At 58.8% G+C, this 23,999-nt stretch carries 21 protein-coding genes; 6 read left to right on the forward strand and 15 right to left on the reverse strand.

Going from position 1 to position 23,999, the window contains the following annotated elements; genetic code table 11:
- Window positions 1–200 precede the first annotated feature (200 nt).
- The 6 genes from phoU to ALQ04_RS07410 form a co-directional block, all read right to left on the reverse strand.
- A complete protein-coding gene (gene phoU / locus ALQ04_RS07385; RefSeq protein ID WP_122315108.1) occupies window positions 201–962 on the reverse strand; it encodes a phosphate signaling complex protein PhoU in 762 nt (253 codons plus the stop codon).
- Window positions 963–1,032: 70 nt separating this feature from the next.
- Entirely contained in the window at window positions 1,033–1,866 is an 834-nt protein-coding gene (gene pstB / locus ALQ04_RS07390; RefSeq protein WP_122315109.1) for a phosphate ABC transporter ATP-binding protein PstB, read from the reverse strand.
- Between the two features lie 67 nt (window positions 1,867–1,933).
- Window positions 1,934–3,604: a phosphate ABC transporter permease PstA gene (gene pstA / locus ALQ04_RS07395; RefSeq protein WP_122315110.1), complete on the reverse strand. Its 1,671-nt coding sequence runs from the start codon at window positions 3,602–3,604 to the stop codon at window positions 1,934–1,936.
- Window positions 3,605–3,619: 15 nt separating this feature from the next.
- Complete coding sequence (locus ALQ04_RS07400) at window positions 3,620–5,653, reverse strand: ABC transporter permease subunit (protein WP_183142132.1); 2,034 nt, start codon at window positions 5,651–5,653, stop codon at window positions 3,620–3,622.
- 390 nt (window positions 5,654–6,043) lie between these two features.
- Window positions 6,044–7,042, reverse strand: coding sequence for a phosphate ABC transporter substrate-binding protein PstS family protein (locus ALQ04_RS07405; protein ID WP_122315112.1), 999 nt, complete (start codon window positions 7,040–7,042; stop codon window positions 6,044–6,046).
- A 170-nt stretch (window positions 7,043–7,212) separates the two neighbouring features.
- The gene (locus tag ALQ04_RS07410) at window positions 7,213–8,502 is read right to left on the reverse strand and encodes an MFS transporter (protein ID WP_122315113.1); all 1,290 of its coding nucleotides are present in this window, start codon (window positions 8,500–8,502) and stop codon (window positions 7,213–7,215) included.
- A gap of 433 nt (window positions 8,503–8,935) precedes the next feature.
- Between ALQ04_RS07410 and ALQ04_RS07415 the strand changes: the two genes are divergently transcribed.
- The gene (locus ALQ04_RS07415) at window positions 8,936–9,337 is read left to right on the forward strand and encodes an acyl-CoA thioesterase (RefSeq protein WP_122315114.1); all 402 of its coding nucleotides are present in this window, start codon (window positions 8,936–8,938) and stop codon (window positions 9,335–9,337) included.
- Window positions 9,338–9,428: 91 nt separating this feature from the next.
- On the forward strand, window positions 9,429–10,328 hold the full coding sequence (locus ALQ04_RS07420) for a D-hexose-6-phosphate mutarotase (protein ID WP_122315115.1): 900 nt from the start codon (window positions 9,429–9,431) through the stop codon (window positions 10,326–10,328).
- A 29-nt stretch (window positions 10,329–10,357) separates the two neighbouring features.
- On the opposite strand, the gene ALQ04_RS07425 is transcribed toward ALQ04_RS07420, so the two are convergent.
- The 4 genes from ALQ04_RS07425 to purE all read right to left on the reverse strand — a co-directional run bounded on the left by ALQ04_RS07425 (window position 10,358) and on the right by purE (window position 12,979).
- Window positions 10,358–10,891 carry a DUF3299 domain-containing protein gene (locus ALQ04_RS07425; RefSeq protein ID WP_122315203.1) on the reverse strand — a complete coding sequence of 178 codons (534 nt, stop codon included), beginning with the start codon at window positions 10,889–10,891 and terminating at the stop codon, window positions 10,358–10,360.
- An 81-nt stretch (window positions 10,892–10,972) separates the two neighbouring features.
- A complete protein-coding gene (locus ALQ04_RS07430; RefSeq protein WP_117167855.1) occupies window positions 10,973–11,221 on the reverse strand; it encodes a GlsB/YeaQ/YmgE family stress response membrane protein in 249 nt (82 codons plus the stop codon).
- A gap of 174 nt (window positions 11,222–11,395) precedes the next feature.
- Window positions 11,396–12,478, reverse strand: a complete 1,083-nt coding sequence (locus tag ALQ04_RS07435; protein WP_122315116.1) for a 5-(carboxyamino)imidazole ribonucleotide synthase — start codon at window positions 12,476–12,478, stop codon at window positions 11,396–11,398.
- 9 nt (window positions 12,479–12,487) lie between these two features.
- Window positions 12,488–12,979 carry a 5-(carboxyamino)imidazole ribonucleotide mutase gene (purE, locus tag ALQ04_RS07440; protein WP_025262557.1) on the reverse strand — a complete coding sequence of 164 codons (492 nt, stop codon included), beginning with the start codon at window positions 12,977–12,979 and terminating at the stop codon, window positions 12,488–12,490.
- 396 nt (window positions 12,980–13,375) lie between these two features.
- On the opposite strand from purE, the gene ALQ04_RS07445 reads away from it, so the two are divergent.
- Window positions 13,376–14,017, forward strand: coding sequence for a hypothetical protein (locus ALQ04_RS07445; RefSeq protein ID WP_147466572.1), 642 nt, complete (start codon window positions 13,376–13,378; stop codon window positions 14,015–14,017).
- Between the two features lie 21 nt (window positions 14,018–14,038).
- On the opposite strand, the gene ALQ04_RS07450 is transcribed toward ALQ04_RS07445, so the two are convergent.
- Complete coding sequence (locus tag ALQ04_RS07450; protein ID WP_122315118.1) at window positions 14,039–14,941, reverse strand: LysR substrate-binding domain-containing protein; 903 nt, start codon at window positions 14,939–14,941, stop codon at window positions 14,039–14,041.
- Between the two features lie 394 nt (window positions 14,942–15,335).
- Between ALQ04_RS07450 and aspA the strand changes: the two genes are divergently transcribed.
- From aspA to ALQ04_RS07465, 3 genes are all read left to right on the forward strand, one after another.
- Window positions 15,336–16,760, forward strand: coding sequence for an aspartate ammonia-lyase (gene aspA / locus ALQ04_RS07455; protein WP_122315119.1), 1,425 nt, complete (start codon window positions 15,336–15,338; stop codon window positions 16,758–16,760).
- Window positions 16,761–17,040: 280 nt separating this feature from the next.
- Window positions 17,041–18,492, forward strand: a complete 1,452-nt coding sequence (locus ALQ04_RS07460; RefSeq protein WP_122315120.1) for a sodium:alanine symporter family protein — start codon at window positions 17,041–17,043, stop codon at window positions 18,490–18,492.
- Between the two features lie 26 nt (window positions 18,493–18,518).
- On the forward strand, window positions 18,519–19,523 hold the full coding sequence (locus ALQ04_RS07465) for an asparaginase (protein ID WP_122315121.1): 1,005 nt from the start codon (window positions 18,519–18,521) through the stop codon (window positions 19,521–19,523).
- A 62-nt stretch (window positions 19,524–19,585) separates the two neighbouring features.
- Here the strand turns inward: ALQ04_RS07465 and ALQ04_RS27190 are convergent, their stop codons facing one another.
- From ALQ04_RS27190 to ALQ04_RS07480, 4 genes are all read right to left on the reverse strand, one after another.
- The gene (locus ALQ04_RS27190) at window positions 19,586–19,819 is read right to left on the reverse strand and encodes a carbohydrate-binding module family 20 domain-containing protein (protein ID WP_310886502.1); all 234 of its coding nucleotides are present in this window, start codon (window positions 19,817–19,819) and stop codon (window positions 19,586–19,588) included.
- Complete coding sequence (locus ALQ04_RS07470; RefSeq protein ID WP_259644961.1) at window positions 19,765–21,189, reverse strand: glucan 1,4-alpha-maltotetraohydrolase domain-containing protein; 1,425 nt, start codon at window positions 21,187–21,189, stop codon at window positions 19,765–19,767. Before ALQ04_RS07470 ends, ALQ04_RS27190 begins: the two co-directional genes overlap by 55 nt.
- 122 nt (window positions 21,190–21,311) lie before the next feature.
- A complete protein-coding gene (locus ALQ04_RS07475) occupies window positions 21,312–22,196 on the reverse strand; it encodes a bestrophin family protein (protein ID WP_122315122.1) in 885 nt (294 codons plus the stop codon).
- A gap of 176 nt (window positions 22,197–22,372) precedes the next feature.
- A complete protein-coding gene (locus tag ALQ04_RS07480) occupies window positions 22,373–23,941 on the reverse strand; it encodes a PLP-dependent aminotransferase family protein (RefSeq protein ID WP_122315123.1) in 1,569 nt (522 codons plus the stop codon).
- Between the last annotated feature and the right edge of the window lie 58 nt (window positions 23,942–23,999).

Below are 23,999 nucleotides of genomic sequence, written 5' to 3' on the forward strand. Positions count from 1 at the left end.
GCTCCTGCGGGCGTATTCACCTTGAAGGTGAACTGCGGTATGCCAACACGCCCTTTGTTTCGGCAAGCATAGCGTTGACCGATAGCCAACTGCCATATTGAATGACTGCGCCAGCACGTTTGTTCGTGGGCTGTTACAAATCTTAATCCCCTGAACGAAAAACGCCCAGCGCGTGCTGGGCGTTTTTTTCGCAGGCAATCTTACTTATCGTCAGTCTTACCCGGAACATTAGGGGTTTCGCTCACGATGCCCTGCACTTCTTCTTTCATGCGCTTGAGCCCCATGTGGCGCACGTCGGTGCCACGCACCAGATAAATCACCAGCTCGGAAATGTTACGAGCATGGTCACCGATACGTTCCAGCGAACGCAGCACCCAGATCACGTTCAGTACGCGGGAGATCGAGCGCGGATCTTCCATCATGTAGGTCGCCAGCTCACGCAAGGCCGTCTTGTATTCGCGGTCGATGACTTTGTCGTACTGGGCGACGGACAAGGCCAGCTCGGCGTCGAAGCGGGCGAACGAGTCCAGTGCATCGCGCACCATGTTACGTACCTGGTCGCCGATATGACGCACTTCGACATAACCACGCGGCGACTCGCCTTCTTCGCACAACTGGATGGCACGACGCGCGATCTTGGTGGCTTCGTCACCAATACGCTCCAGATCGATGACCGACTTGGAGATGCTGATGATCAGGCGCAGGTCAGAAGCCGCAGGCTGGCGACGGGCAAGAATGCGCAGGCATTCCTCGTCGATATTGCGCTCCATCTGGTTGATCCGGTCATCGACTTCACGAACCCGCTGGGCCAGGCCTGAGTCGGCTTCGATCAGGGCAGTAACGGCATCGTTGACCTGCTTCTCGACCAGACCGCCCATTTCGAGCAAATGGCTGCGAACCTCTTCGAGCTCGGCGTTGAACTGTTGTGAGATGTGATGAGTGTGGCTGTCTTTGTGGATCATGCTGGGTGTCCTTGGAACGTCCGGTTAATTGCGAAAACGCAGCGGTGGTTCAGGGCTGACGGAGCACGTCCTAGCCGTAACGACCGGTGATGTAGTCTTCTGTCTGTTTTTTGGTCGGATTGGTGAACAATGTATCCGTATCACCGAACTCGACGAGTTTGCCCATGTGCATGAAAGCGGTGTAATCCGACACACGGGCCGCCTGTTGCATGTTGTGGGTAACGATCACAATGGTGTATTTGGATTTCAGTTCGTAGATCAGCTCTTCAACTTTCAGCGTCGAAATCGGGTCGAGCGCCGAACAGGGTTCGTCGAGCAGCAGGACTTCCGGCTCCACGGCGATAGTGCGGGCAATCACCAGACGCTGCTGCTGACCACCGGACAGACCAAGGGCCGACTCATGCAGTCGATCCTTGACCTCATCCCACAAGGCTGCACCTTTGAGTGCCCACTCGACAGCCTCATCGAGCACGCGCTTCTTGTTGATCCCTTGAATGCGCAGTCCGTAGACCACGTTCTCGTAGATCGTCTTGGGGAACGGGTTGGGCTTCTGGAACACCATGCCGACGCGACGGCGCAGCTCTGCAACCTCTTCGCCCTTGCTGTAGATGTTATGCCCATAGAGGTTGATGGCGCCTTCCACGCGGCAACCATCGACCAGATCGTTCATCCGGTTGAAGGTGCGCAGCAGCGTCGACTTGCCACAACCGGACGGACCGATGAACGAAGTCACCTTCTGTTTGGGGATATTCAGGCTGACGTCGAACAGCGCCTGTTTATCGCCGTAGAACAGGTTCAGGCCCGGAACTTCGATCGCCACGGTTTCATCGGCCAGATGCAGCCCTGACTTGTTGCGCCCCAGGGCCGACAGGTTGACGCCGTGGGTTGAGCCTTCGTGTTGCATGGATTGCTCCTGTGCGAGCTTCTCGCATCATCGAACTGCCCTTGTCGTTGCGGGCAGCACTTTAGGATCAGTTGTCGAGCGCCTTGTACTTCTCGCGCAAATGGTTACGGATGGCGACCGCCGACAGGTTGAGCAAGGCGATCACCAGCACCAGCAGCAACGCGGTGGCATACACCAGTGGGCGTGCGGCTTCGACATTCGGGCTCTGGAAGCCGACGTCATAAATATGGAACCCCAGATGCATGATCTTCTGGTCAAGGTGCAGATAAGGATAGTTACCGTCCAGCGGCAACGAAGGCGCCAGCTTGACCACACCCACCAGCATCAATGGCGCCACCTCGCCTGCGGCACGGGCCACGGCCAGGATCAGGCCGGTCATCATTGCCGGGCTGGCCATGGGCAAAACGATTTTCCACAGGGTTTCGGCCTTGGTCGCGCCCAGCGCCAGCGAACCTTCGCGCAGGCTCAGGGGAATACGCGCCAGCCCTTCTTCGGTGGCAACGATCACGACCGGCACCGCCAGCAGTGCCAGAGTCAAAGAAGCCCAGAGCAGGCCCGGCGTTCCGAAAGTGGGTGCCGGCAGCGCTTCGGGAAAGAACAGGTGGTCCAGAGAGCCGCCCAGCACATAGACAAAAAAGCCCAGGCCAAACACGCCGTAGACGATGGCCGGAACCCCGGCCAGATTGTTCACGGCAATCCGGATCAGCCGCGTGACCGTGCCTTGCCGTGCGTATTCACGCAGATAGACCGCCGCCAGTACGCCGAACGGGGTCACGATCACCGCCATGATCAGGGTCATCATCACCGTGCCGAAAATGGCCGGGAAAATGCCGCCTTCGGTGTTGGCCTCACGCGGGTCCTCACTGAGGAACTCCCAGAGTTTCTTGCCGTAGAAACCGAGCTTGGTGAAGGTGCCCATGGCATTGGGCTGATAGGCATGCACCACCTTGCCCAGGCTGATTTCGACTTCCTTGCCGTTGGCATCGCGGGCGGTCAGGCTGTCGCGGTCGAAAGCCTGATGCAGGCTGCCAAGACGCCCTTCGATCTCTTTATAGCGGGCATCCAGTTCAGCCCGCTCGACCGCCATGTCTGCCTGCGCTGTCGCATCGAGGCGGCCTTCCAGTTCCAGCTTGCGAGCCTGCAGGCGCAGACGCTCGATACCGTAGTTGATGGCGCCGATATCCTTCTTTTCCAGGCTGTAAAGCTCGTCGGCCAGCTTCTCGACCCGCTTGATGCGCTCCTGCAGCGTCGGCCAGGCCGCTTCGCCTTGGGCCACAACGGTGCCGTTTTCCTTGACGTTGACCAGATAGCCATAGAAATTGCCCCACTCGCGGCGCTCCAGGGTCATCAGCTCTGCAGGTCGGCTCCGCTCGGTCAGCCATTCGCCGACCACCCAGGTGAAATCGCTGGGATTGACGTCACGGTTGCCGACCTTGAACAGCTCGCGGGTCATGAACTCAGGCCCGCTATCCGGCACCGGCAAACCCGCACCTTTCAGGCGTGCACGCGGGACCTGCTCCTGCTCGACCAGCTCACCGATCAGCACATGACGCGCCTGACCGGGTACGTCGTATTGCGCAGATACCAGATCCGCAGGCCAGAAGTGTCCGAGGCCACGCACGGCAATCACCGCCAGCAGCCCGATGGTCATGATGACCGCGATGGAAACAGCGCCCGCACTCAGCCAGACGCCAGGGGCGCCGCTTTTGAACCAGCTCTTGAGAGAGTCCCGTTTCACTAAGTTCTGCCTTCCTTACAGCGACGAGTATTTCTTGCGCAGACGCTGACGAATCAGCTCTGCCAGGGTGTTCATGACAAAGGTGAACACCAGCAGCACCAGCGCCGCCAGGAACAGCACCCGGTAATGGCTGCCCCCCACTTCGGATTCCGGCATTTCCACGGCCACGTTGGCCGCAAGGGTGCGCATGCCCTCGAACATATTCATGTCCATGATCGGCGTGTTGCCGGTGGCCATCAGCACAATCATGGTTTCACCCACGGCGCGTCCCATGCCGATCATCAGCGCCGAAAAGATGCCGGGGCTGGCGGTCAGGATCACTACGCGAGTCAGGGTCTGCCACGGCGTCGCGCCGAGCGCCAGCGAGCCGAGGGTCAGGCTGCGCGGCACACTGAATACGGCATCCTCGGCAATCGAATAGATATTGGGAATCACCGCAAAGCCCATGGCGATGCCCACCACCAGCGCATTGCGCTGATCGTAAGTGATGCCCAGGTCATTGCTGATCCATGTGCGCATGTCGCCATCGAAAAACCAGTTTTCCAGATGCGGGCTCATGCTCAGGGAGAACCAGCCCACCAGCAGCACGACCGGCAGCAGAATCGCGCTTTCCCAGCCATCGGGCACGCGCAGCCGGATCGACTCGGGCAGGCGGGTCCACAGGAAGCCCGCCAGCAGGATCCCGATGGGCGTCAACAGCAGCAGGCTGAAGATGCCGGGCAAATGACCTTCCAGGTACGGCGCCAGGAACAGACCGGCGAAGAAGCCGAGGATGACCGTCGGCATCGCTTCCATCAGTTCAATGACCGGCTTGACCTTGCGGCGCATGCCCGGAGCCATGAAGTAGGCGGTGTAGATCGCCGCAGCAATGGCCAGCGGCGCAGCCAGAATCATGGCGTAGAACGCGGCCTTGAGCGTGCCGTAGGTCAGCGGTGCGAGGCTCAGCTTGGGCTCGAAGTCGCTGTTCGAGGCTGTGGACTGCCAGACGTACTTGGGCTCATCGTAGTTCTCGTACCAGACCTTGCCCCACAACGAACTCCAGGACACTTCCGGGTGCGGGTTATCCAGCGCGATGGGCAACAGCTTGCCCGAACTTTCGACCAGCACCTGATTGGCCCGTGGGGACAACGCCACGATTCCCGGCCCGTCCACCACCTGTTCGACCAACAGGGTACGGTGTGCCGTGCTGTGGAACACGCCGAGCTTGCCCGAGGCATCCAGAGCGATGAAGCCCTTGCGGCGCTGCTCGGTCTTGATCTGCACGATCGGCGCGCTGCTCATGCGGAAATCGCGAACGCGCATGAGGCGTTGCTCGCCATCGGTATCACGGGCCATGAACCACTGGCTCATGCCGCCCTTCGAGTTACCGATGATCAACGAAATACCGCCGACCAACTGGGTGCTGGCGGTGATTTCTGCGTTGCCGTCTTCCAGCAGCTTGTAACGCCCGTTGAGGGTCCGGTCGCGCAGGCTGAACACATCGGCTTGAGCGCGGCCGTTGATTACATACAGCCATTGCTGGCGTGGATCGATATAAATGGCTTTGACGGCAGCGGACAACTGCGGCAGCTCGATGCGGCTCTGCTCGCGGGTCATCTCGCCGGTCATCAGGTTTTCGGTCTGCTCAAGCGCCAGCACATGCAATTGCGTGCCTGTAGAGCCTGCGACTTTCAGGTTGTCGCCATTGGCGCTGACCGTGACGTACTCCACGGCGCGGCCCTGATCATCCAGCACCAGCGGTGTTTCGCCGTAAGGCCAGGCGAGACTCGGGGTGATGGTCTTCTGGTTGTCCGGGTAAGTGGTCTGGTAGGCGTGCCTGAAAATCAGCACCTGGCCATTGGACAAACCAAGGGCAACCAGTGGTGCGCCGGGTTGATCCTTGCCGATGGATGCCACGCTCACACCAGCGGGCAGCGGCAATTGCAGGCGCTGCAGCTCGTTGCCGGCCTTGATGTCGAAGAAGATCACTTCACCCTTGTCGGAAATCCGCATGCCGATCTGGTTCTGTTCTTCGATGGAGATCATCAGCGGCTTGCCGGCGTCCTGCATCCAGCTGGCGCTCAGGGGCGTCTTGACGCTCAGTTTCGCGCCCTGGAAGAGAGGCGCGACTACATAGGCGAGGTAAAAGAAGATCAGGGTGATCGCTGCAAGCACGGCAAGGCCGCCGATGGCGACGTACCAACGGGTCAGACGATCCTTGAAGGCACGAAGACGGCGTTTGCGCAGCATCTCGGGCGTATTGAAGTCAATGCGCTCTGGAGGTGAACTCTGATTCATTCTCGATCTAGCCAAATCATTCATGCGCGCACACCGTAACGGCCTTGTATGACAAAAACATTACAGTAAGGTGACGTAAAAAAGCCCGCCACCCAGGAAAACCGGCAGCGGACTGTTCAATTGATGTAAAGGCCAGTCCTTCAGCCCTGGTTCGTGTTGCAGTTATTTGGAAGCAACACCCGAATTACCTTGCAGGCCCAGATCGGCCAGAGCCTTTTCCACCACCCGCGACGGCAGTGGAATGTAACCGTCCTTCATCACCACTTCCTGACCCTGGCGCGACAGCACCAGCTTCAGAAACTCGGCTTCCAGAGGGGCCAGCGGCTTGTTCGGGGCCTTGTTCACATAGACATAGAGGAAGCGCGACAGCGGATAAGTGCCGTTCAAGGCATTGGCTTCATTGTCCTCGACAAACTCCGCGCCTTCCTTCTTGGCCAGAGGCACGGTCTTGACGCTGGAAGTCTTGTAGCCGATACCCGAGTAACCGATACCGTTCAACGAACTGCTGATGGCGCTGACCACCGAAGCCGAACCCGGCTGCTCGTTGACGTTGGCCTTGAAGTCACCTTTGCACAGCGCTTCTTCCTTGAAATAGCCATAAGTGCCGGATACCGAGTTACGGCCAAACAGCTGGATCGGCTTGCTCGCCAGATCGCCGGTCACACCGACATCGCCCCAGGTCCTGGCATCGGCCTTGGCGCCACACAGCCGGGTCACGGAGAAGATCGCGTCCACTTGCTGCATGGTCAGGCCCTTGACCGGGTTGTCCTTGTGCACGAAGACCGCCAGGGCATCCACGGCGACCGGAATCGCGGTCGGCTTGTAGCCGTGCTTCTGCTCGAACGCCGAGAGCTCGCCATCTTTCATCTTGCGGCTCATCGGCCCGAGGTTGGCAGTGCCTTCAGTCAGGGCAGGCGGCGCAGTCGACGAACCGGCAGCCTGAATCTGGATATTCACGCTCGGGTATTCTTTCTTGTAGGCCTCGGCCCACAAGGTCATCAGGTTCGCCAGAGTATCGGAGCCGACACTGGACAGGTTTCCGGATACACCTGTGGTCTTGACGTAAGGCTTGATCGAAGGGTCAACAGCAGCAAAGGAATTGGCTGCCGCAACGCCGGCGGCAACGAATGTCAGTGCGGTCATCAAGCTCTTGAATGTCATGCCTTGCGCTCCTGCAGGGTATAGAGAAGATCCGTGACCTGCCGTCATTGGTGGGCCGTATGAATACTCTATGAATTGATTGTGACAATAAGATGAAAAGGCCGCCTCCCTTGCGGGATGACAGCCTTTATCGATGCCTCATACAGAGAGGATGCTTCAAGAAGAAGCGATCAGCGCTTTCTGGCGATCAAATAGATACCCAGCGCCATACCCACGCCGCTCAGCGCCGCCACATACCAGGCCGGTGCCATCGGGCTGCTCTTGAGCATGAAGGTCACGACCATCGGCGTCAGGCCACCGAAAATCGCATAGGCCACGTTATACGAGAACGACAGGCCCGAGAAACGCACCACTGGCGGGAATGCCTTGACCATCACGTACGGCACCGCGCCGATGGTGCCGACAAACAACCCGGTCACGGCATACAGCGGGAACAGCCAGTCCGGATGGTCGGCCAGCACGTGATAGAAGGTCCAGGAACTCGCCAACAGACCAGCGCAGCCCAGCAACAGGACCAGCCCTGCGCCGATCCGGTCCGACAGTGCGCCAGCGACAATGCAGCCAAAGCTCAGGAGAACGATAGCCAGGCTGTTGGCCTGCAAGGCGGTCGCCGCCGGGAAGCCGTACTTGGTTTGCAGCAGGGTTGGAGTCATCAGGATCACGACGATGATTCCGGCCGACAGCAGCCAGGTCAGCAGCATCGACAGCACCACGGCACCGCGGTGATCACGCAATACGCCCTTGAGCGGCAGCTCTTCGGCCAGCGCCTTGCGCTGTTGCAGCTCGGCGAATACCGGGGTTTCGTGCAGCAGGCGACGCAGGTAAACCGACATCAGGCCGAACACACCGCCCAGCAGGAAGGGAATCCGCCAGGCGTAATCCGACACTTCAACCGGGGTGTACAGGCTGTTGATCACGGTCGCGACCAGCGAGCCGATCAGAATGCCCGCCGTCAGACCGGCCGTCAGCGTGCCGCAGGCATAACCGATATAGCGGGCCGGAACGTGCTCGGACACAAATACCCAGGCGCCCGGCACTTCACCGCCGATGGCTGCGCCTTGAATGACGCGCATCAGCAACAGCAGGATCGGAGCCCACATGCCGATCTGCGCATAGGTGGGCAGCAGACCCATGATCAGGGTCGGCACGGCCATCATGAAAATGCTCAGGGTGAACATCTTCTTGCGGCCCAGCAGGTCACCGAAGTGCGCCATGATGATGCCGCCCAGCGGCCTGGCCAGATAACCGGCAGCAAAAATACCGAAAGTCTGCATCATGCGCAGCCATTCGGGCATGTCCGCCGGGAAGAACAGCTTGCCGACCACCGCCGCGAAGAACACGAAAATGATGAAGTCGTAGAACTCCAGCGCCCCACCCAGGGCTGAAAGCGACAAGGTCTTGTAATCGCTGCGGGTCAAAGGCCGCGCCGACTGTGAAGAATCTAAAGGTACGGATGACATGACAAGGCTTCTCTTTGGGCGTTTCTTTGAATGAGCGAACGACAGCTACGCTGGCTGCGGCGGGGTGGCGTGCAGAAGCGATTGTCCGGGGCAATTGTGCAGATAGGCACCAAAATTGCGTGTACAGGCAGTCTTGTCACCTGTAGAGGTCAGGCAAGATAGCAAATTGTTTCAAAAAACACCTAGCAAGAAGCAGCGGCCGGTAAAAAGAAAGTCCAATGGTCGTCGTATGAGGCAACGCCCGATATACTCGCGGATCGTCGAGCACAATCGGAATCTGTGCAAAAACCGCTGTAGCAAGCGGCTTTCGCAGAGTTTCCCTTTAAGGGCCAGACGCCGGTCGAACACAATATGTTCACCTGGGTAGTTTTGAATGGCACCTGTCAACCGCAGTAAAAAACAATGAGAGTCATGGGTCAGAGGCACCCCAGGCATGATTGAGCTCGAACAAGAAGATCCAACCCCACAAGGCGACCTTGCCTTGCAAATCACCGCCCTTCCCCGTGAAACCAATGGTTTCGGCGATATTTTCGGCGGCTGGCTGGTTTCCCAGATGGACCTGGCAGGCACTGCCATGGCCAGCAAGATCGCCGGTGGCCGCGTCGCGACCGTTGCGATTGACCGCATGGCGTTCCTGGTTCCGGTAGCGGTTGGCGAACAGCTTTCCTTCTATACCCGGACCCTGGAAGTGGGCCGTACCTCGATCAAGATGATGGTCGAAGTCTGGAGCGACGACCCGCTGAGCAGCGAATGGCGCAAGGTGACCGAAGCGGTTTTCGTCTTCGTGGCCATCGACGCAAGCGGCCGGACGCGCTCGGTTCCGGCACGACGGTAAATTGTCGCTCGGGCAAAGATTGGCCGGTTAGGTAAACTCATCGATCCTAGAGCAGTCTATTTCTGTCACGGTCCTTGAGTGAGAACTTCGCATGCCAACACCCCAGGTTGAATCCGTTAAGTACGACGAGCTGAATTGCTGGCGTATCCGTCATGGTGACGCAGAACTGCTGGTTGCCCAGCAGGGTGCGCACATCCTCAGCTACCAGATCGCCGGGCAGGAACCGTTGATCTGGCTGAACGACAGTGCGCAATTCAAGCAAGGCAAGCCGATTCGTGCCGGTATTCCGGTTTGCTGGCCATGGTTTGGCAATCTGCAGCGCAACCCGCAAAGCGTACAGGCGATGCGCCAGAGCGACGAGCCCGCCAACGCCCACGGCGAAGTGCGTACCCTCGACTGGGAACTGCTGGGAATTGGTGAAGATGGCGATGCGCTGCTGGTGGAATTTGTCCTGCCCCAGGCCGAAGGCCACTTGCCCGGCTGGCCGCACAACGTTGCCCTGAAACTCAGCATCCGCCTGGACCATGCCCTGAATGTCAGTCTGGTCAGCTATAACTGCGGGAGCGAAGCGGTCAGCTTCAGTCAGGCGCTGCACACCTACTTCGCGGTCAGCGATGTACGCCAGATCAATATCGAAGGGCTCGATGGCCTGCGCTATATCGAAACCCTGGAAAACTGGGAACCACGCCAGCAGAGCGGCAACCTGACATTCAGCGGCGAAACCGACCGCATCTATCAGGACACCCCACCGCTGCTGAGCATTGTCGATCCACAGTGGCAACGGCGGATTCATATCCAGACCAGCGGTTCGCAATCAGCAGTGCTGTGGAACCCGTGGATCGAAAAGACCAGCAAACTCCCGGACATGGCCGACGATGGCTGGCAGCGCATGGTCTGTGTCGAAACCGCCAACGTGCTGGACGATATCGTGACCCTGGCCCCGCAGGACATGCATGTTCTGGGGATCAGTATCTGGAGCGAAGCGCTTTAAGCAGCGCCGCCCCCAAAACGCGCCAACTCTCAAAGGTCCGAGTCGACAACCACTCGGACTTTTGAGGCCTCCATTGCATAGGCCGCATCGGCCAGATCGTTACTGATCTTCTCGACCTTCAGCGTACCCACTACCCACAAGGGTGTGTAGATATCATCCAGTTTCAGGCCTTTGGGGTAACGAACCAGCACCAGTTGATTGGGCGGCGGTGGCGGGACGTGAATACAGGCGCCCGGATAAGGCACAAGGAAGAATAAAGTGCTGTGGCCTTTGGCGTCGGTTTCCAGCGGAACCGGATAACCGCCAAGGCGGATGGTCTTGCCGTCCATTGCAGCGACCGTCTTGGCCGAATACATCACGGCAGGCAGGCCTTTGCTCTGCTTCAAGCCACCCTTGCTGTCGAAGGTGCCCATGGCTTCGGGAGAGTTGTGATCGATCTCGGGCATGGCTTCGAGCGCTTTCTGGTCCGACTTGGGCATGAGTTCAAGCCAGTCGGTCTCGGGAATCTCGGCATGCACAAGCCCGGATACCAGTAACAGGGTCATCAACAGAAAACGACGCATCATCAAGCTCGGCAAATGTAGGAAGGACGCCGCGCATTCTAGCCCTCTGCGAACCGCTAAAGCAGAGGGCCAGATGAAAGATCAGCTCTTCTTTTTAATCATGCCGTAGATGAACAGCAGGATAATCGCACCGACCAATGCTCCGAGGAAGCCAGCGCCCTCGCCCGCCTGATAGATACCCAGCGCCTGACCGCCATAGGTCGCGGCGAGAGAACCGCCGATACCCAGCAGAATGGTCATGATCCAGCCCATGCTGTCATCGCCCGGCTTGAGAAAACGTGCCAGCAGGCCAACGATCAAGCCGATGAAGATGGTTCCGATAATGCCCATGTCATTTCCCTCTGTGTTTATTGGACGCGCCAAAGCCTGATTGCAGCGTTGGCTTACTGCTATCTGAGAACACAGGGGGAGGATTGGTTCCGGACACCTTGAAACTTCAGGGAGCGAGCCGGAAATCGGCAGAATGGCGTCTTCGCGGCATCAACCGCAAAGACGCTGTTTCATTCAGCGTTTGATCAGCGCTTCGACCAGCTTGACTTGGCGGTCCAGCGTTGCACGATCGGCGCTGCGCACGTTGGCGTGACCGACCTTGCGCCCGACCTTGAAGGCCTTGCCGTAGTGATGCAGATGGCAGTCATCGATGGCGATGACCTTTTCCACAGCCGGTACTTCACCGATGAAGTTGAGCATCGCGCTCTCACCGACCTTGGCCGTGGAACCCAATGGCAAGCCCGCAACCGCCCGCAGGTGGTTCTCGAACTGGCTGCATTCGGCGCCTTCGGTGGTCCAGTGGCCGGAGTTGTGCACTCGCGGAGCGATTTCATTGGCTTTCAGGCCGCCATCGACTTCAAAGAACTCGAAGGCCAGTACGCCGACATAATCGAGCTGCTTGAGGACCCGACCGACGTAATCTTCGGCCAGTGCCTGCAACGGGTGATCGGTGCTGGCGATGGAAATGCGCAGGATGCCGTTTTCGTGGGTGTTGTGCACCAGCGGATAGAAACGGGTTTCACCATCGCGGGCACGCACGGCGATCAACGAAACCTCGCCGGTGAACGGCACGAAGCCTTCCAGCAGGCAAGGCACGCCGCCCAGCTCGGCAAAGGTACCGACGACGTCGGCAGCACTGCGCAGGACTTTCTGGCCCTTGCCGTCGTAACCCAGGGTGCGGGTTTTCAGCACGGCAGGCAGGCCGATGCTGGCGACAGCAGCGTCCAGGTCAGCTTGCGACTGGATATCCGCGAACGCGGGCGTCGGAATGTCCAGGTCCTTGAACATGCTTTTCTCGAACCAGCGATCACGAGCGATGCGCAATGCCTCGGCGCTCGGATAGACCGGGACGAACTGCGACAGGAACGCCACGGTTTCGGCCGGTACGCTTTCAAACTCGAACGTCACCAGATCGACTTCATCGGCCAGCTGACGCAGGTGATCCAGATCGCCGTAATCGGCTCGCAAGTGCTCGCCCAGCGCGGCAGCACAGGCATCCGGTGCAGGGTCGAGAAAGGCAAAGTTCATACCCAGCGGCGTACCTGCCAGAGCCAACATGCGGCCCAGCTGGCCGCCACCGATTACACCGATCTTCATGGAAAAACCTCAGGCGTGGCGCGGGTCTGGATTGTCCAGCACGCTGTCTGTCTGCTCAGTGCGAAATTTCTTCAGCACTGCATGGAATTGAGGGTGTTTGGCGCCCAGGATACTGGCGGACAACAGCGCGGCGTTGATCGCGCCCGCCTTGCCGATGGCCAGCGTGGCAACCGGAATACCCGCTGGCATCTGCACGATGGACAGCAGGGAGTCGACGCCCGACAGCATCGAGGACTGCACCGGGACGCCCAGTACCGGCAGGTGCGTCTTGGCCGCGCACATGCCTGGCAGGTGAGCCGCACCGCCGGCACCGGCGATGATGACTTCGATACCCCGGCCTTCAGCCTCTTCAGCGTACTGGAAAAGCAGATCCGGCGTCCGGTGGGCAGACACCACCTTGACTTCATAAGGAATGCCGAGCTTTTCCAGCATATCGGCGGTGTGGCTAAGGGTGGACCAATCGGACTTGGAGCCCATGATCACGCCAACCAGTGCGCTCATCGTCGTGCCTCTCATCGGGCGCCCGCAGGCGCGTCAAAAAACAACAAGCCACGCGGGAGGGCCGGCGTGGCTTGTTGTAGGAATAATGGCCGATTCAACCGGCCAAAGGCCGCGCAGTATACCTCAAAGCGCAAGGATGACAGCCCCCCTGACGACCATCTGTATGCAGAGCCTGTCGGGAGCGCGCAAAACGTCCCGTCTAGCGACAGATCTGCCGGAGAAAATCCTACGGGCCATATCTCCAGACCCGACTTCGCCTGAAGTAATAACCAACTAACAACCCATCAGGTTTTTCTATTAGATCATTGAGCCTCATAAAGACAGCTCAATAACCGTAACCCTGAACCAGCGACCACAGGATGTGCAGTCGCAGTAACAACCCATGGACTGATGTATATGAAAAACGATTTGAAAACCCTTTGCGCTACTTTCCTGGTATCACTGCTGTGCGTTTTACTCCCGCTTTCCAACAGCGAGGCCAAGGAAAAACGCCCGCTGTTCTTTTATATCTTCATGCACGAAGACATTCCCGCCGCCGAGCGAACCAACATCCGCGCCGACTACTTTTCATGGATGATAAAAGACCTTGAAAGCTTTACCGGTCGCCGGGTCTATCTCGAAATCATCGAGAACCACCCGACCCTGAAAGGCTTCAGCTACAAGACCCTTGATCTGAACAAGGGCCATGAGGAATGGACAAGGTTTGTCGACCGTTACATGGAGGAAAAGAACCTGCCGAGAAACCAGACAAGCAAATACCTGCTGTTGACACGGCACAAGATCAACGCAGACACCTATGGCTATACCAGCATCGGGTATTACACAGCGGTAGCCTCCATACAGACTTATACGGCCGCCGCTCACGAAATAGGCCATATGCTGGGTGGCGATCATGAACACTCAGAGATTCTGTTCAGAAATGGCTGGTGGTGTGAAACCAATATAACGCCCAGTCGGGAACCCATCCGGGCCAACTGTTATATCTATAGTGACAAGAACAAACAGGTCATTACCCGTCACCTGGACAACTACCCTTGAACCGGACTTCGGCGCGACTGATTACTGGGCCGCGCCGCCTTCAAGTTTGCGCCACAACAACCGCACATTGGCCTTGCGCACCAATGCGCAGCGATACAGACGAATTTCCAGCGGGACATGCCAGTGCGGGCCGCCGCACACCACCAGTTCGCCACGCTCCAGTTCGGCGCGCACGCTCAGATGCGGTACCCAGGCAATGCCCAGGCCTTCGAGTGCCATGCCTTTCAGGCTGTCGGCCATGGCCGTTTCATAAACAGTGGTGAAACGCAGGTTGCGCTGACGCAGCAACAGGTTCACCGAACGCCCCAGAAAAGCACCGGCACTGTAGGCCAGCAACGGCACGCTGTTTTCGCCTTCCATATCGAACAATGGCTGACCATTGGCATCTGCGGCGCAGACCGGCAGCATTTCGGTTTGCCCCAGATGCAGCGATGGGAAGATTTCCGCATCCATCTGCAAGGCCGCATCCGGATCATAGAACGCCAGCATCAGGTCGCAACCACCTTCACGCAGGGCATGCACCGCATCGCCGACGTTGGTCGCCACCAGCCGGGTCGCAATGTTCAAGCCTTCATTGCGTAACTGGGCGATCCAGCGCGGAAAGAAACCGAGCGCCAGGGAGTGCGCTGCCGCGACCTGTATGACTTCACCCTGCCCGCCTTCAAGATGATGCAGATGGCGCACCACTTCGCCCAGTTGCTCGACGACCGTACGCGCGGTCACCAGAAACAGTTGGCCGGCAGCCGTCAGCTCGACCGGCGTGCGCGAACGGTTGACCAGCGTCAGGCCAAGGGCCGATTCCAGACTGCGGATACGCCGACTGAATGCCGGCTGGGTGACGAAGCGGCGCTCGGCCGCCTGGGAAAAGCTGCGGGTGGCGGCCAGGGCACTGAAGTCTTCCAGCCATTTGCTTTCCAGATTCATCAAGTCCCTCCCGGACCTCTACAGACTATGTAAATCCGTCTTGCCCCGTCGCGGGCAAGCCTCTCCCACAGTGAAGACTGCAACATTGGCGGCCACAAATCCCGTTCGGGCAGAACCGCATGCCCCCCTTAAACAGGACAGGATCATTCGATTGCAGCCCGTGCGAGCCGATTCATTCGTGGCGCAATTTGCCAGATAACGTCGCCTCTGCGACAAAAACAAATACAAGTGCGACATTTTGTCTCGTTTACGCACAAAGAGAAACCCACGTCACATTCACATTATGCCGTTATTGCATAGGGCAGCGTTTAACAGCATTGGTCAATTTCAAGCTCAAACCCCAACATTCGCGGCGTTCCGGCATTTTTGTGCCTTATTTGAGACGATCTCTATCATGTCCTCGCCTGCATCACTGCGCATCGAAAAAGACCTGCTTGGTGTTCTCGAAGTACCTGCTCACGCCTACTACGGTATTCAGACCCTGCGAGCAGTGAATAACTTTCACCTCTCCGGCGTACCGCTTTCGCACTATCCGAAACTGGTCGTTGGCCTGGCCATGGTCAAGCAGGCCGCAGCTGATGCAAACCACACCCTCGGGCACCTCAACGATGCCAAGTACGCAGCGATCAGCGAAGCCTGTGCACGCCTGATCCGCGGCGACTTCCACGATCAGTTCGTGGTCGACATGATTCAGGGTGGCGCTGGCACTTCAACCAACATGAATGCCAACGAAGTAATCGCCAACATCGCACTTGAAGCCATGGGCTTCGAGAAAGGCGAATACAAGCACCTGCACCCGAACAACGATGTGAACATGGCTCAATCGACCAACGATGCCTACCCGACGGCAATCCGTCTGGGTCTGCTGCTCGGTCATGACGCCATGCTCGCCAGCCTTGCAAGCCTGATCCAGGCGTTCGCGGCCAAAGGTGAAGAATTCAGCCACGTTCTGAAAATGGGTCGTACCCAGTTGCAGGACGCCGTGCCGATGACCCTGGGCCAGGAATTCCGCGCCTTCGCCACCACGCTGACCGAAGACCTGAACCGCCTGCGCACTCTGGCTCCGGAACTGCTGACCGAAGTGAACCTGGGTGGTACCGCGATCGGTACCGGCATCAACGCCGACCCTGGCTACCAGAAGCTGGCTGTCGAACGCCTTGCAGTCATCAGCGGCCACCCGCTGGTTCCAGCCGCCGACCTGATCGAAGCGACGTCCGACATGGGTGCCTTCGTCCTGTTCTCCGGCATGCTCAAGCGTACCGCCGTCAAACTGTCGAAGATCTGCAACGACCTGCGCCTGCTGTCCAGCGGTCCACGCACCGGCATCAACGAAATCAACCTGCCAGCGCGTCAGCCAGGCAGCTCGATCATGCCCGGCAAGGTCAACCCGGTGATTCCGGAAGCCGTCAACCAGGTCGCCTTTGAAATCATCGGCAACGACCTGGCACTGACCATGGCAGCCGAAGGTGGCCAGTTGCAGCTCAACGTCATGGAGCCGCTGATCGCCTACAAGATCTTCGACTCGATCCGCCTGCTGCAACGCGCCATGGACATGCTGCGCGAGCATTGCATCGTCGGCATCACCGCCAATGAACAGCGTTGCCGTGAACTGGTCGAGCACTCGATTGGCCTGGTCACCGCACTGAACCCTTACATCGGCTACGAAAACTCGACCCGTATCGCCCGCATCGCCCTGGAAAGTGGCCGCGGTGTTCTGGAACTGGTTCGCGAAGAAGGCTTGCTCGATGACGCGATGCTCGACGACATCCTGCGCCCGGAGAACATGATTGCTCCGCGCCTGGCGCCGTTGAAGGCCTGACCGAAAATGCTTTACGCAACACGCTCACCAGGTTGAGGGCTTAGACACCCCTCACCTTTTGGGGGTCTGGGAGTGATTCTCCAGACCCTTTTTTTTGCCTGTTTGACCCCAGCCGACAAAAGGACATTCGGCACCTGAATACCCAGCTTTTGCAGAGCCTGGCAAAAGCAGTCGTTTCGCACCGCACATGAAAATTCAGTTACACAAGAAAGCGGCTACAGACGTAAAAACTTTGCACCGGTATAGTGCGCCCCCTCAAAAGTAGCGAGGAATAACAAAAATGTTGGAAATGATTAACGACTTCCTCTCGGGTAAGGTCCTCATCGTCCTTATCGTTGGCCTTGGTAGTTACTTCACGATCCGCTCCCGTTTCGTTCAGTTTCGGCACTTCTTCCACATGTTCGCGGTTTTTCGCGACAGCTTGCGCAGCAGTGCAGGTCAACTGAGTTCGTTTCAGGCCTTGATGCTCAGCCTTGCAGGCCGCGTCGGAGCAGGCAACATCGCAGGTGTCGGCCTTGCCGTGACACTGGGCGGTCCAGGTGCCGTGTTCTGGATGTGGGTAACTGCACTGGTCGGTATGTCCAGCAGCTTCATCGAGTGTTCCCTCGCTCAGCTCTACAAACGCAAGGACTCCGAAGGCCAGTTCCGCGGCGGTCCATCGTTCTACATCCAGCATGGCCTCGGCAAACGCTGGTTGGGCATGGTCATGGCGGTATTGCTGATCATGACCTTCGGCCTGTCCTTCAACGGCCTGCAATCCCATGCCGTGACCGACTCGCTCAACAGCGCCTTCGGCGTAGACCAGATGACCACCGGCATCTGCCTGGTCGTACTGCTGGGCCTGGCGTTCATCGGCGGCATCAAGCGTATCGCAGCCATTTCCGACCTGCTGGTACCGGTCAAGACCCTGGCCTACATCGCGGTCACCATCTACGTCATCGCCATTCAGATCGAACATGTTCCTGGCATGCTGGTCACCATCGTCAAGAGTGCATTCGGCCTTGATCCCGTGTTTGGCGGTCTGATCGGCAGCGCAATCGTGATGGGTGTGAAACGCGGCGTATTCGCCAACGAAGCCGGTCTGGGCAGCGCCCCGAACGTGGCTGCCGTTGCACAGGTCGATCACCCGGTTGCACAAGGCGTGGTCCAGGCATTCAGCGTATTCCTCGACACGTTCCTGATCTGCACCTGTACTGCCTTGCTGATCCTGCTGTCCGGTATCTATGACGTCGGCTACAGCGGCAACGGTATCGTGCTGGCCCAGAACTCCCTCGCAGCCGTTGTCGGCGACTGGGGCCGGGTCTTCATCAGCGTTGCCCTGGCACTGTTCGTGTTCACCTCGATCCTCTACAACTACTACCTGGGCGAAAACAGCCTGCGCTTCCTGGTAGGCGAGAAGATCCAGGCCATCGTCGGCTTCCGTATCGTGGTTCTGGCCCTGATCTTCTGGGGTGCCGTGGTTGACCTCAAGACCGTGTTCGCCTTCGCCGACATTGCCATGACCCTGCTGGCCTTCGTCAACCTGATCGCCCTGGCCATGCTGTTCAAGGTCGCCATGCGCATCCTGCGTGACTACGATGCACAGCGTAAGGCCGGCATCAAGACTCCGGTCTTCGATTCCAGCAAGTTCCCGGATCTGGATCTGGACCGCAATGCCTGGCCTGCCAACCCGACTCAACAGTCTGAGGTCAATGCAGACGCAGCCGGCAAGCCCGCTTCACAAGCCAACTAACCATCGCAACGCCGCAGGAGAGAACCATGACTCATGATGCCCATCAACCCGCTCAGCGAGTCATGGTTCTCTACACCGGCGGCACCATCGGCATGCAAGCCAGCGCCAATGGCCTGGCTCCAGCCTCCGGTTTCGAGGCAAGAATGGCCGGGCAACTGGCCGACCTGCCTGAACTGGTGGTGCCGCAATGGCGGTTTCGCGAGATGTCACCCCTGATCGACAGCGCCAACATGACGCCCGATTACTGGTTGCGTCTGCGTGAAGCGGTGATCGAAGCCGTTGATGTGGATGGCTGCGACTCGGTGCTGGTCTTGCACGGCACCGACACCCTCGCCTACAGCGCGGCCGCAATGAGCTTCCAGTTGCTGGGGCTCGATGCACCGGTGGTCTTCACCGGCTCCATGTTGCCAGCCGGCGTACCCGACAGCGATGCCTGGGAAAACGTCAACGGCGCCTTGCTCGCACTGGGCTCGGGGCTGGCATCGGGGGTTCATCTGTATTTCCACGGCGAACTGCTGGCGCCGACCCGCTGCGCGAAAATCCGCAGCTTCGGTCGTCATCCGTTCGCCCCGCTGCAACGTTCGCGGGGTGGTCAGGCTGCGTCGTCATTGCCCGAGGCGCTGGATTATCGCCAGCCCAGGGCCCTGGCAAATGTCGCGGCCTTGCCCCTGTTCCCCGGTATCGGTGCAGCACAGGTCGACGGCCTGATCGCCAGCGGCATCAAAGGTCTGGTGCTGGAATGCTACGGCAGCGGCACCGGCCCGAGCGATAACCCGGCGTTTCTGGCCAGTCTGGAGCGTGCACAACAACAGGGCACTTGCGTGGTCGCGATCACGCAATGCCATGAAGGTGGTGTCGAGCTGGATGTCTACGAAGCAGGCAGTCGCCTGCGTAGCGTGGGCGTATTGTCCGGCGGCGGCATGACCCGTGAAGCAGCGTTCGGCAAGTTGCACGCGCTGCTCGGTGCCGGTCTGGAAACTGCAGAAGTCCGGCGTCTGGTTGAGCTGGATCTGTGTGGCGAGCTGCGTTAAGCCGTTCCCCGCACATGAAGAATCAGGATCGACCCCGGTCGGTCCTGACGCTTCGACAACCCCTAGAAGCTTGCAGTACTACTCGCTTTCTCCTGCGCAACAACCCCCGTATTCGCCCCCTCCTGCCATTTGATGACCTTGCTCGGCTCACTCTCGCTGCGCACGATGCATTTCCATTCATAACGGGTATTTTCGGCAAGCCGGATCTGGCCCTGCCAGTCGGGATACTGACTCAGATCGCTCAGGCGCACCGCTCGCGCCGGGTTCCACTCGCCCAGCTCAAAGCCTGATCCCACACATACACAGCATCGCCTACCTGGGTCTCGCCCTTGGCACAGCGAAACTGCACATCGACCCCTTTGGCGCGCCAGATGCGTATCGCCCCATTGTCGCCCGCCACCAGTGCCTGGCTGAAACTGCCCGGCACGCTCTCGCTTTTCAGGTTGGAACCCAGCGCCACCAGCAGCATCTGTTGCGAGCCGGTGACTTCGGCAACCAGACCGGAATAATTATCCAGAAAGCTGATCGGGGAGTCGGCCTTGATCCCGGCACTGCGACGGATCTGGATCAACTGGCGCAGCAACTGCCCGCGCGGCCAGTCATACATGTCCGGCCAATAGACCGTCGGCGTGCCGGGACTGCTGAGAATGTAGGCATAGGCCTGATCGCGCAGAGGCTCTGGCAGCGACCAGTGATGCTGGCCACCGTTGGCTCCCGGCGAATAACCGGTGTCATGGTTATCGACAAAAGTGACTGCCGCCGCACGCCATGCCGGATCGGGATTGCCATTGAGCCCATAACGCCATTCGGCCAGCCCGGCGTTTTGCATGCGCTCCTTGAGGGCGAAGTCGAAGACTGTGCAATGCGACTGATCGGACCAGACTTTCAGACCGTCCTGCCAGGTGGCGTTATGTCGCCAGTCATTGGCGGGATATTCGTTCGGCGCTTTCCAGAGTTCGCCCACACAGAAATGCTGGTCGCCGAACGCCTTCATCCAGTTATCCACAGTTGTCGCGCTGTAGCCTTTCACAAAATCGAAACGCAGGCCGTCGGCGGAATAATGGTCGCGCAGGTTCAGAAACTCATTCTTGAAGAGGTTGTAGACCACCGCGCTCTGGGTGTTGAGGTCGGCTTCACCGCCCATGAACGGATCGCCATCGTCACACTGTGCGCAACCGTCGCGCCAGTTTGCCTTGTCGCCGAGCGGCTCCTTGAGCGCTGGCCCGACATGCTGTCGATCCATATGGTTGGGCACCACGTCATAAATGACCTTGATGTTGCCCGCGCTCAACGCATCGACAGCCTGACGCAATTGCGCATCGCTGCCATAAGCGCTGTTCTTGTCGAAGTCCTGCCAGAAATACCCTTCGCCACCACCCGAAGCGCCAGTGCCCGGATCGCTCCAGCGCGAGATGTCGCGCCATGGCACGGGCATCCACACCGAGGTAAAGCCATCGGCCTGAATCTGTGGTGCCATGCTTTTCAGTACGCTGTACCAACTGTCGGGGCTCGAACGGCTGGAGTTCCAGTGAAACCCCTGCAACACGATTTCATCATTGCCGTCGGTGCGCGTGCCTTGAGGCGTATTGCCACGAAGATCATCGGCACTGGCGGCTTGCGCCATCAGTATCAGGATGGACAGCACACCGAGTCTCAAGCGCTTCATGGCGATACTCCCGGAAAGAGTTATCGCTAGCCTATGCCGGAGCGGTGCACCTGTGACCTGATAGAACTGACAGAACGCCCTGTCAGTTTTTCATGACCGGGCACCTGCTTATTCCTGATTGCCTAACCCTTGCTTTCCACCTCTGCGTCTCTGAGCATCGAATCCAGGTTGCGCTCGATGTTCTCGCACAGTGCGGTCATCTGAATCTCGTGTTCGCTGGCACGAAACGGGCTCTGCAGATCGGTACCGATCTTCTCGATGGCCAACAGCATGAAGCCCACCACGGTCGACGCCAGTGGCGTGAACCAGCCCAGGGTTTCCACCAGACCGATGGGCACGATCAGACAGAACAGGGTGATGAACAACCGCGGGAATGCCACATAAGGATAAGGCAGCGGCGTATTGGCAATCCGCTCCATGCCGCCCTGGCAGTTGGAAATATCCACCATGGTCGATTCGAGACGGGCCAGGCGAATGCTGTCCAGACGGCCAGCCTTGTATTCCTTGGCGATCAGCGCAGCGCTGGCATTGAGCAGGTCGTTGGGAAAATTATTGGTGTCCTGGCGGCGCTCGAACTCTGCCCGGGGAATCAAGGCCTGGATATCTGCCTGAGTGACATCACCCTTCAAATGCGCCGTCAGGGCTTTCACGTAGGCCACATGGCGACGCAGCAACACCGCCTTGGCCGGGTTGATGCCGTTCTCGTCATCGATCAGCGTCAATGCCTGCCGGGCGAAGCTGCGCGAGCTGTTGACCATTGCCCCCCACAAGGTTCGGGCTTCCCACCAGCGGTTATAGGCGCTGGAGTTACGAAAGCTGATCAACACCACCAGGGACGAGCCCAGCAGAGTCAACGGCATGGAGGGCAGCGTGATCTTGCGCTCCAGGTACAACATGAAGTCGACCGTAACAATAACGTCCCAGATCAGCAGCCAGAAAAGCGACCACCCCACATAACCAATTGTCTTGCTCAGAAACTGGCACTTCTGAATGATCGCCTGCCGCAAGAATCACCTCACCGATAAGAATGTCGGACTGCAAAATTCCCGACCTACTGCCTGGGGTTTGAATACGTTTGCGGCAGATGGTTCGTTTCGGGGTGTATTGAGGTGGGATCGGATCAGGCTTTTCGAGCATGAATTCTCTCCTGCCGATGTCCCCCGTTTGCCCGTGCGGGGCCAACTCACCAGACCTTGCGCAACCGGTCCAGCGCTTCGGCAATCGCGGCTTCCGGCACGCCGGCAAAACCCAGCACCAGGCCGGCACGGTTATCCACAGGCTCGGCGGATTCCGGCAGCCAGAAATGACTCAACGGACTGATTTCGACATCGACACCGGCGGCTTTTTCGATCAACTCACGCTCACGCGCCAGGCTGTCGACGCGCACGGTGACATGCAGGCCGGCAACGACTCGGGGCATCGCGCTGCAGCCCGGAACACTCTCAGGCCAGCCTGCCAGCAGGGCATTGCGACGACTCAAGGCCGCCCGGCGCATGCGCCGGACATGCCGCTGAAAGTGTCCATCGGCAATGAATTGCGCCATCACCGCCTGGGTGCTGGCTTCGGAGTGACGCATGTCCACACCGCGGCGCTGGCTGAACGGCTTGACCAGACTTTGCGGCAAGACCAGATAACCCAGGCGTAACGCCGGGAAAACCACTTTGCTGAACGTCCCGATATATAAAACCCGGCCATCCCTGTCCAACGCCGCCAAAGGTGCCAATGGCGCGCCGCTGTACCGGTACTCACCGTCATAATCGTCTTCGATAATCCAGCCCTGGCTGTTTTGCGCCCAGGCCAGTAATTCCAGGCGGCGAGCCAGGCTCATGACCACACCGGTGGGATATTGATGCGATGGCGTGACATAGGCCAGTTTGCAGCCAGCCTGCTCAAGCTCCGCACAGCGCATGCCGTCTTCATCCACAGCAATACCCTGCAAGCGCGCACCCGCAACGGCAAAGGCATGGCCCGCCGCACGATAGCCCGGATTTTCCACTGCTACCCCGTCTCCGGCCTCAAGCAGCAACTGTGCACAAAGGCTTATTGCCTGCTGTGCGCCACTGGTGATCACTATTTGTTCAGCCGAGCAGTGCAACCCGCGAGAAGAACGCAGGTACAAGGCAATCAGCTCTCTAAGTCGCCACTCTCCCGCTGCCTCGCCATACCCTAGCCGGGCAAGATCCGGCTTGCGCCAAAAAGCCGCATGCAGCTTGCCCCATATGGCAAAAGGGAAAAGATCGAAAGCCGGAACCCCCACCCGAAATGCGCAGGGCGCGCCCTTGAGCGGGGTATTCAAGTGGTGCTTTTGAACGAGATCCAGCGCCGTGCTGTGGATAACTTGATTTGTCGCATTTAGAACATTTTCAGCAGGAAATGTGGATAAACCTGTGCGTAACCTTGTTGATAAGCCTGTGGATAGTTCAGTGGATAATTTTCTGGCCGACGGATTTTCAAGCTTCACTGTTTTATCCGGCAACTGATCGGGTAACTGGGCGACATAAGTCCCATCACCTATGCGCCCCTCGATAAAGCCTTCGGCATAAAGCTGGTCGTAGGCGCGCATTACGCTGTTGCGGGAAATCGACAAGGACTCGGCCAGGTCACGACTCGCTGGCAAACGTGTGCCGCTGCCCAGCCCGCCTTCGAGAATCCGCTGACGCAAGGCCTGATAAAGCTGCCGACTCAAACCTCGACGTCGATCCAGAACGATACCGGCCAGGTCCAGCGGAAAAGCGGGTGAGCCTGAGTGCATGAAATTGGTCCTCTGAAATCTCTCGGTAATGGCTCTTACAAGGAACCATTAGCTTGCC

It is taken from the genome of Pseudomonas cichorii, assembly GCF_003700275.1.
Lineage (GTDB): Bacteria > Pseudomonadota > Gammaproteobacteria > Pseudomonadales > Pseudomonadaceae > Aquipseudomonas > Aquipseudomonas cichorii_B.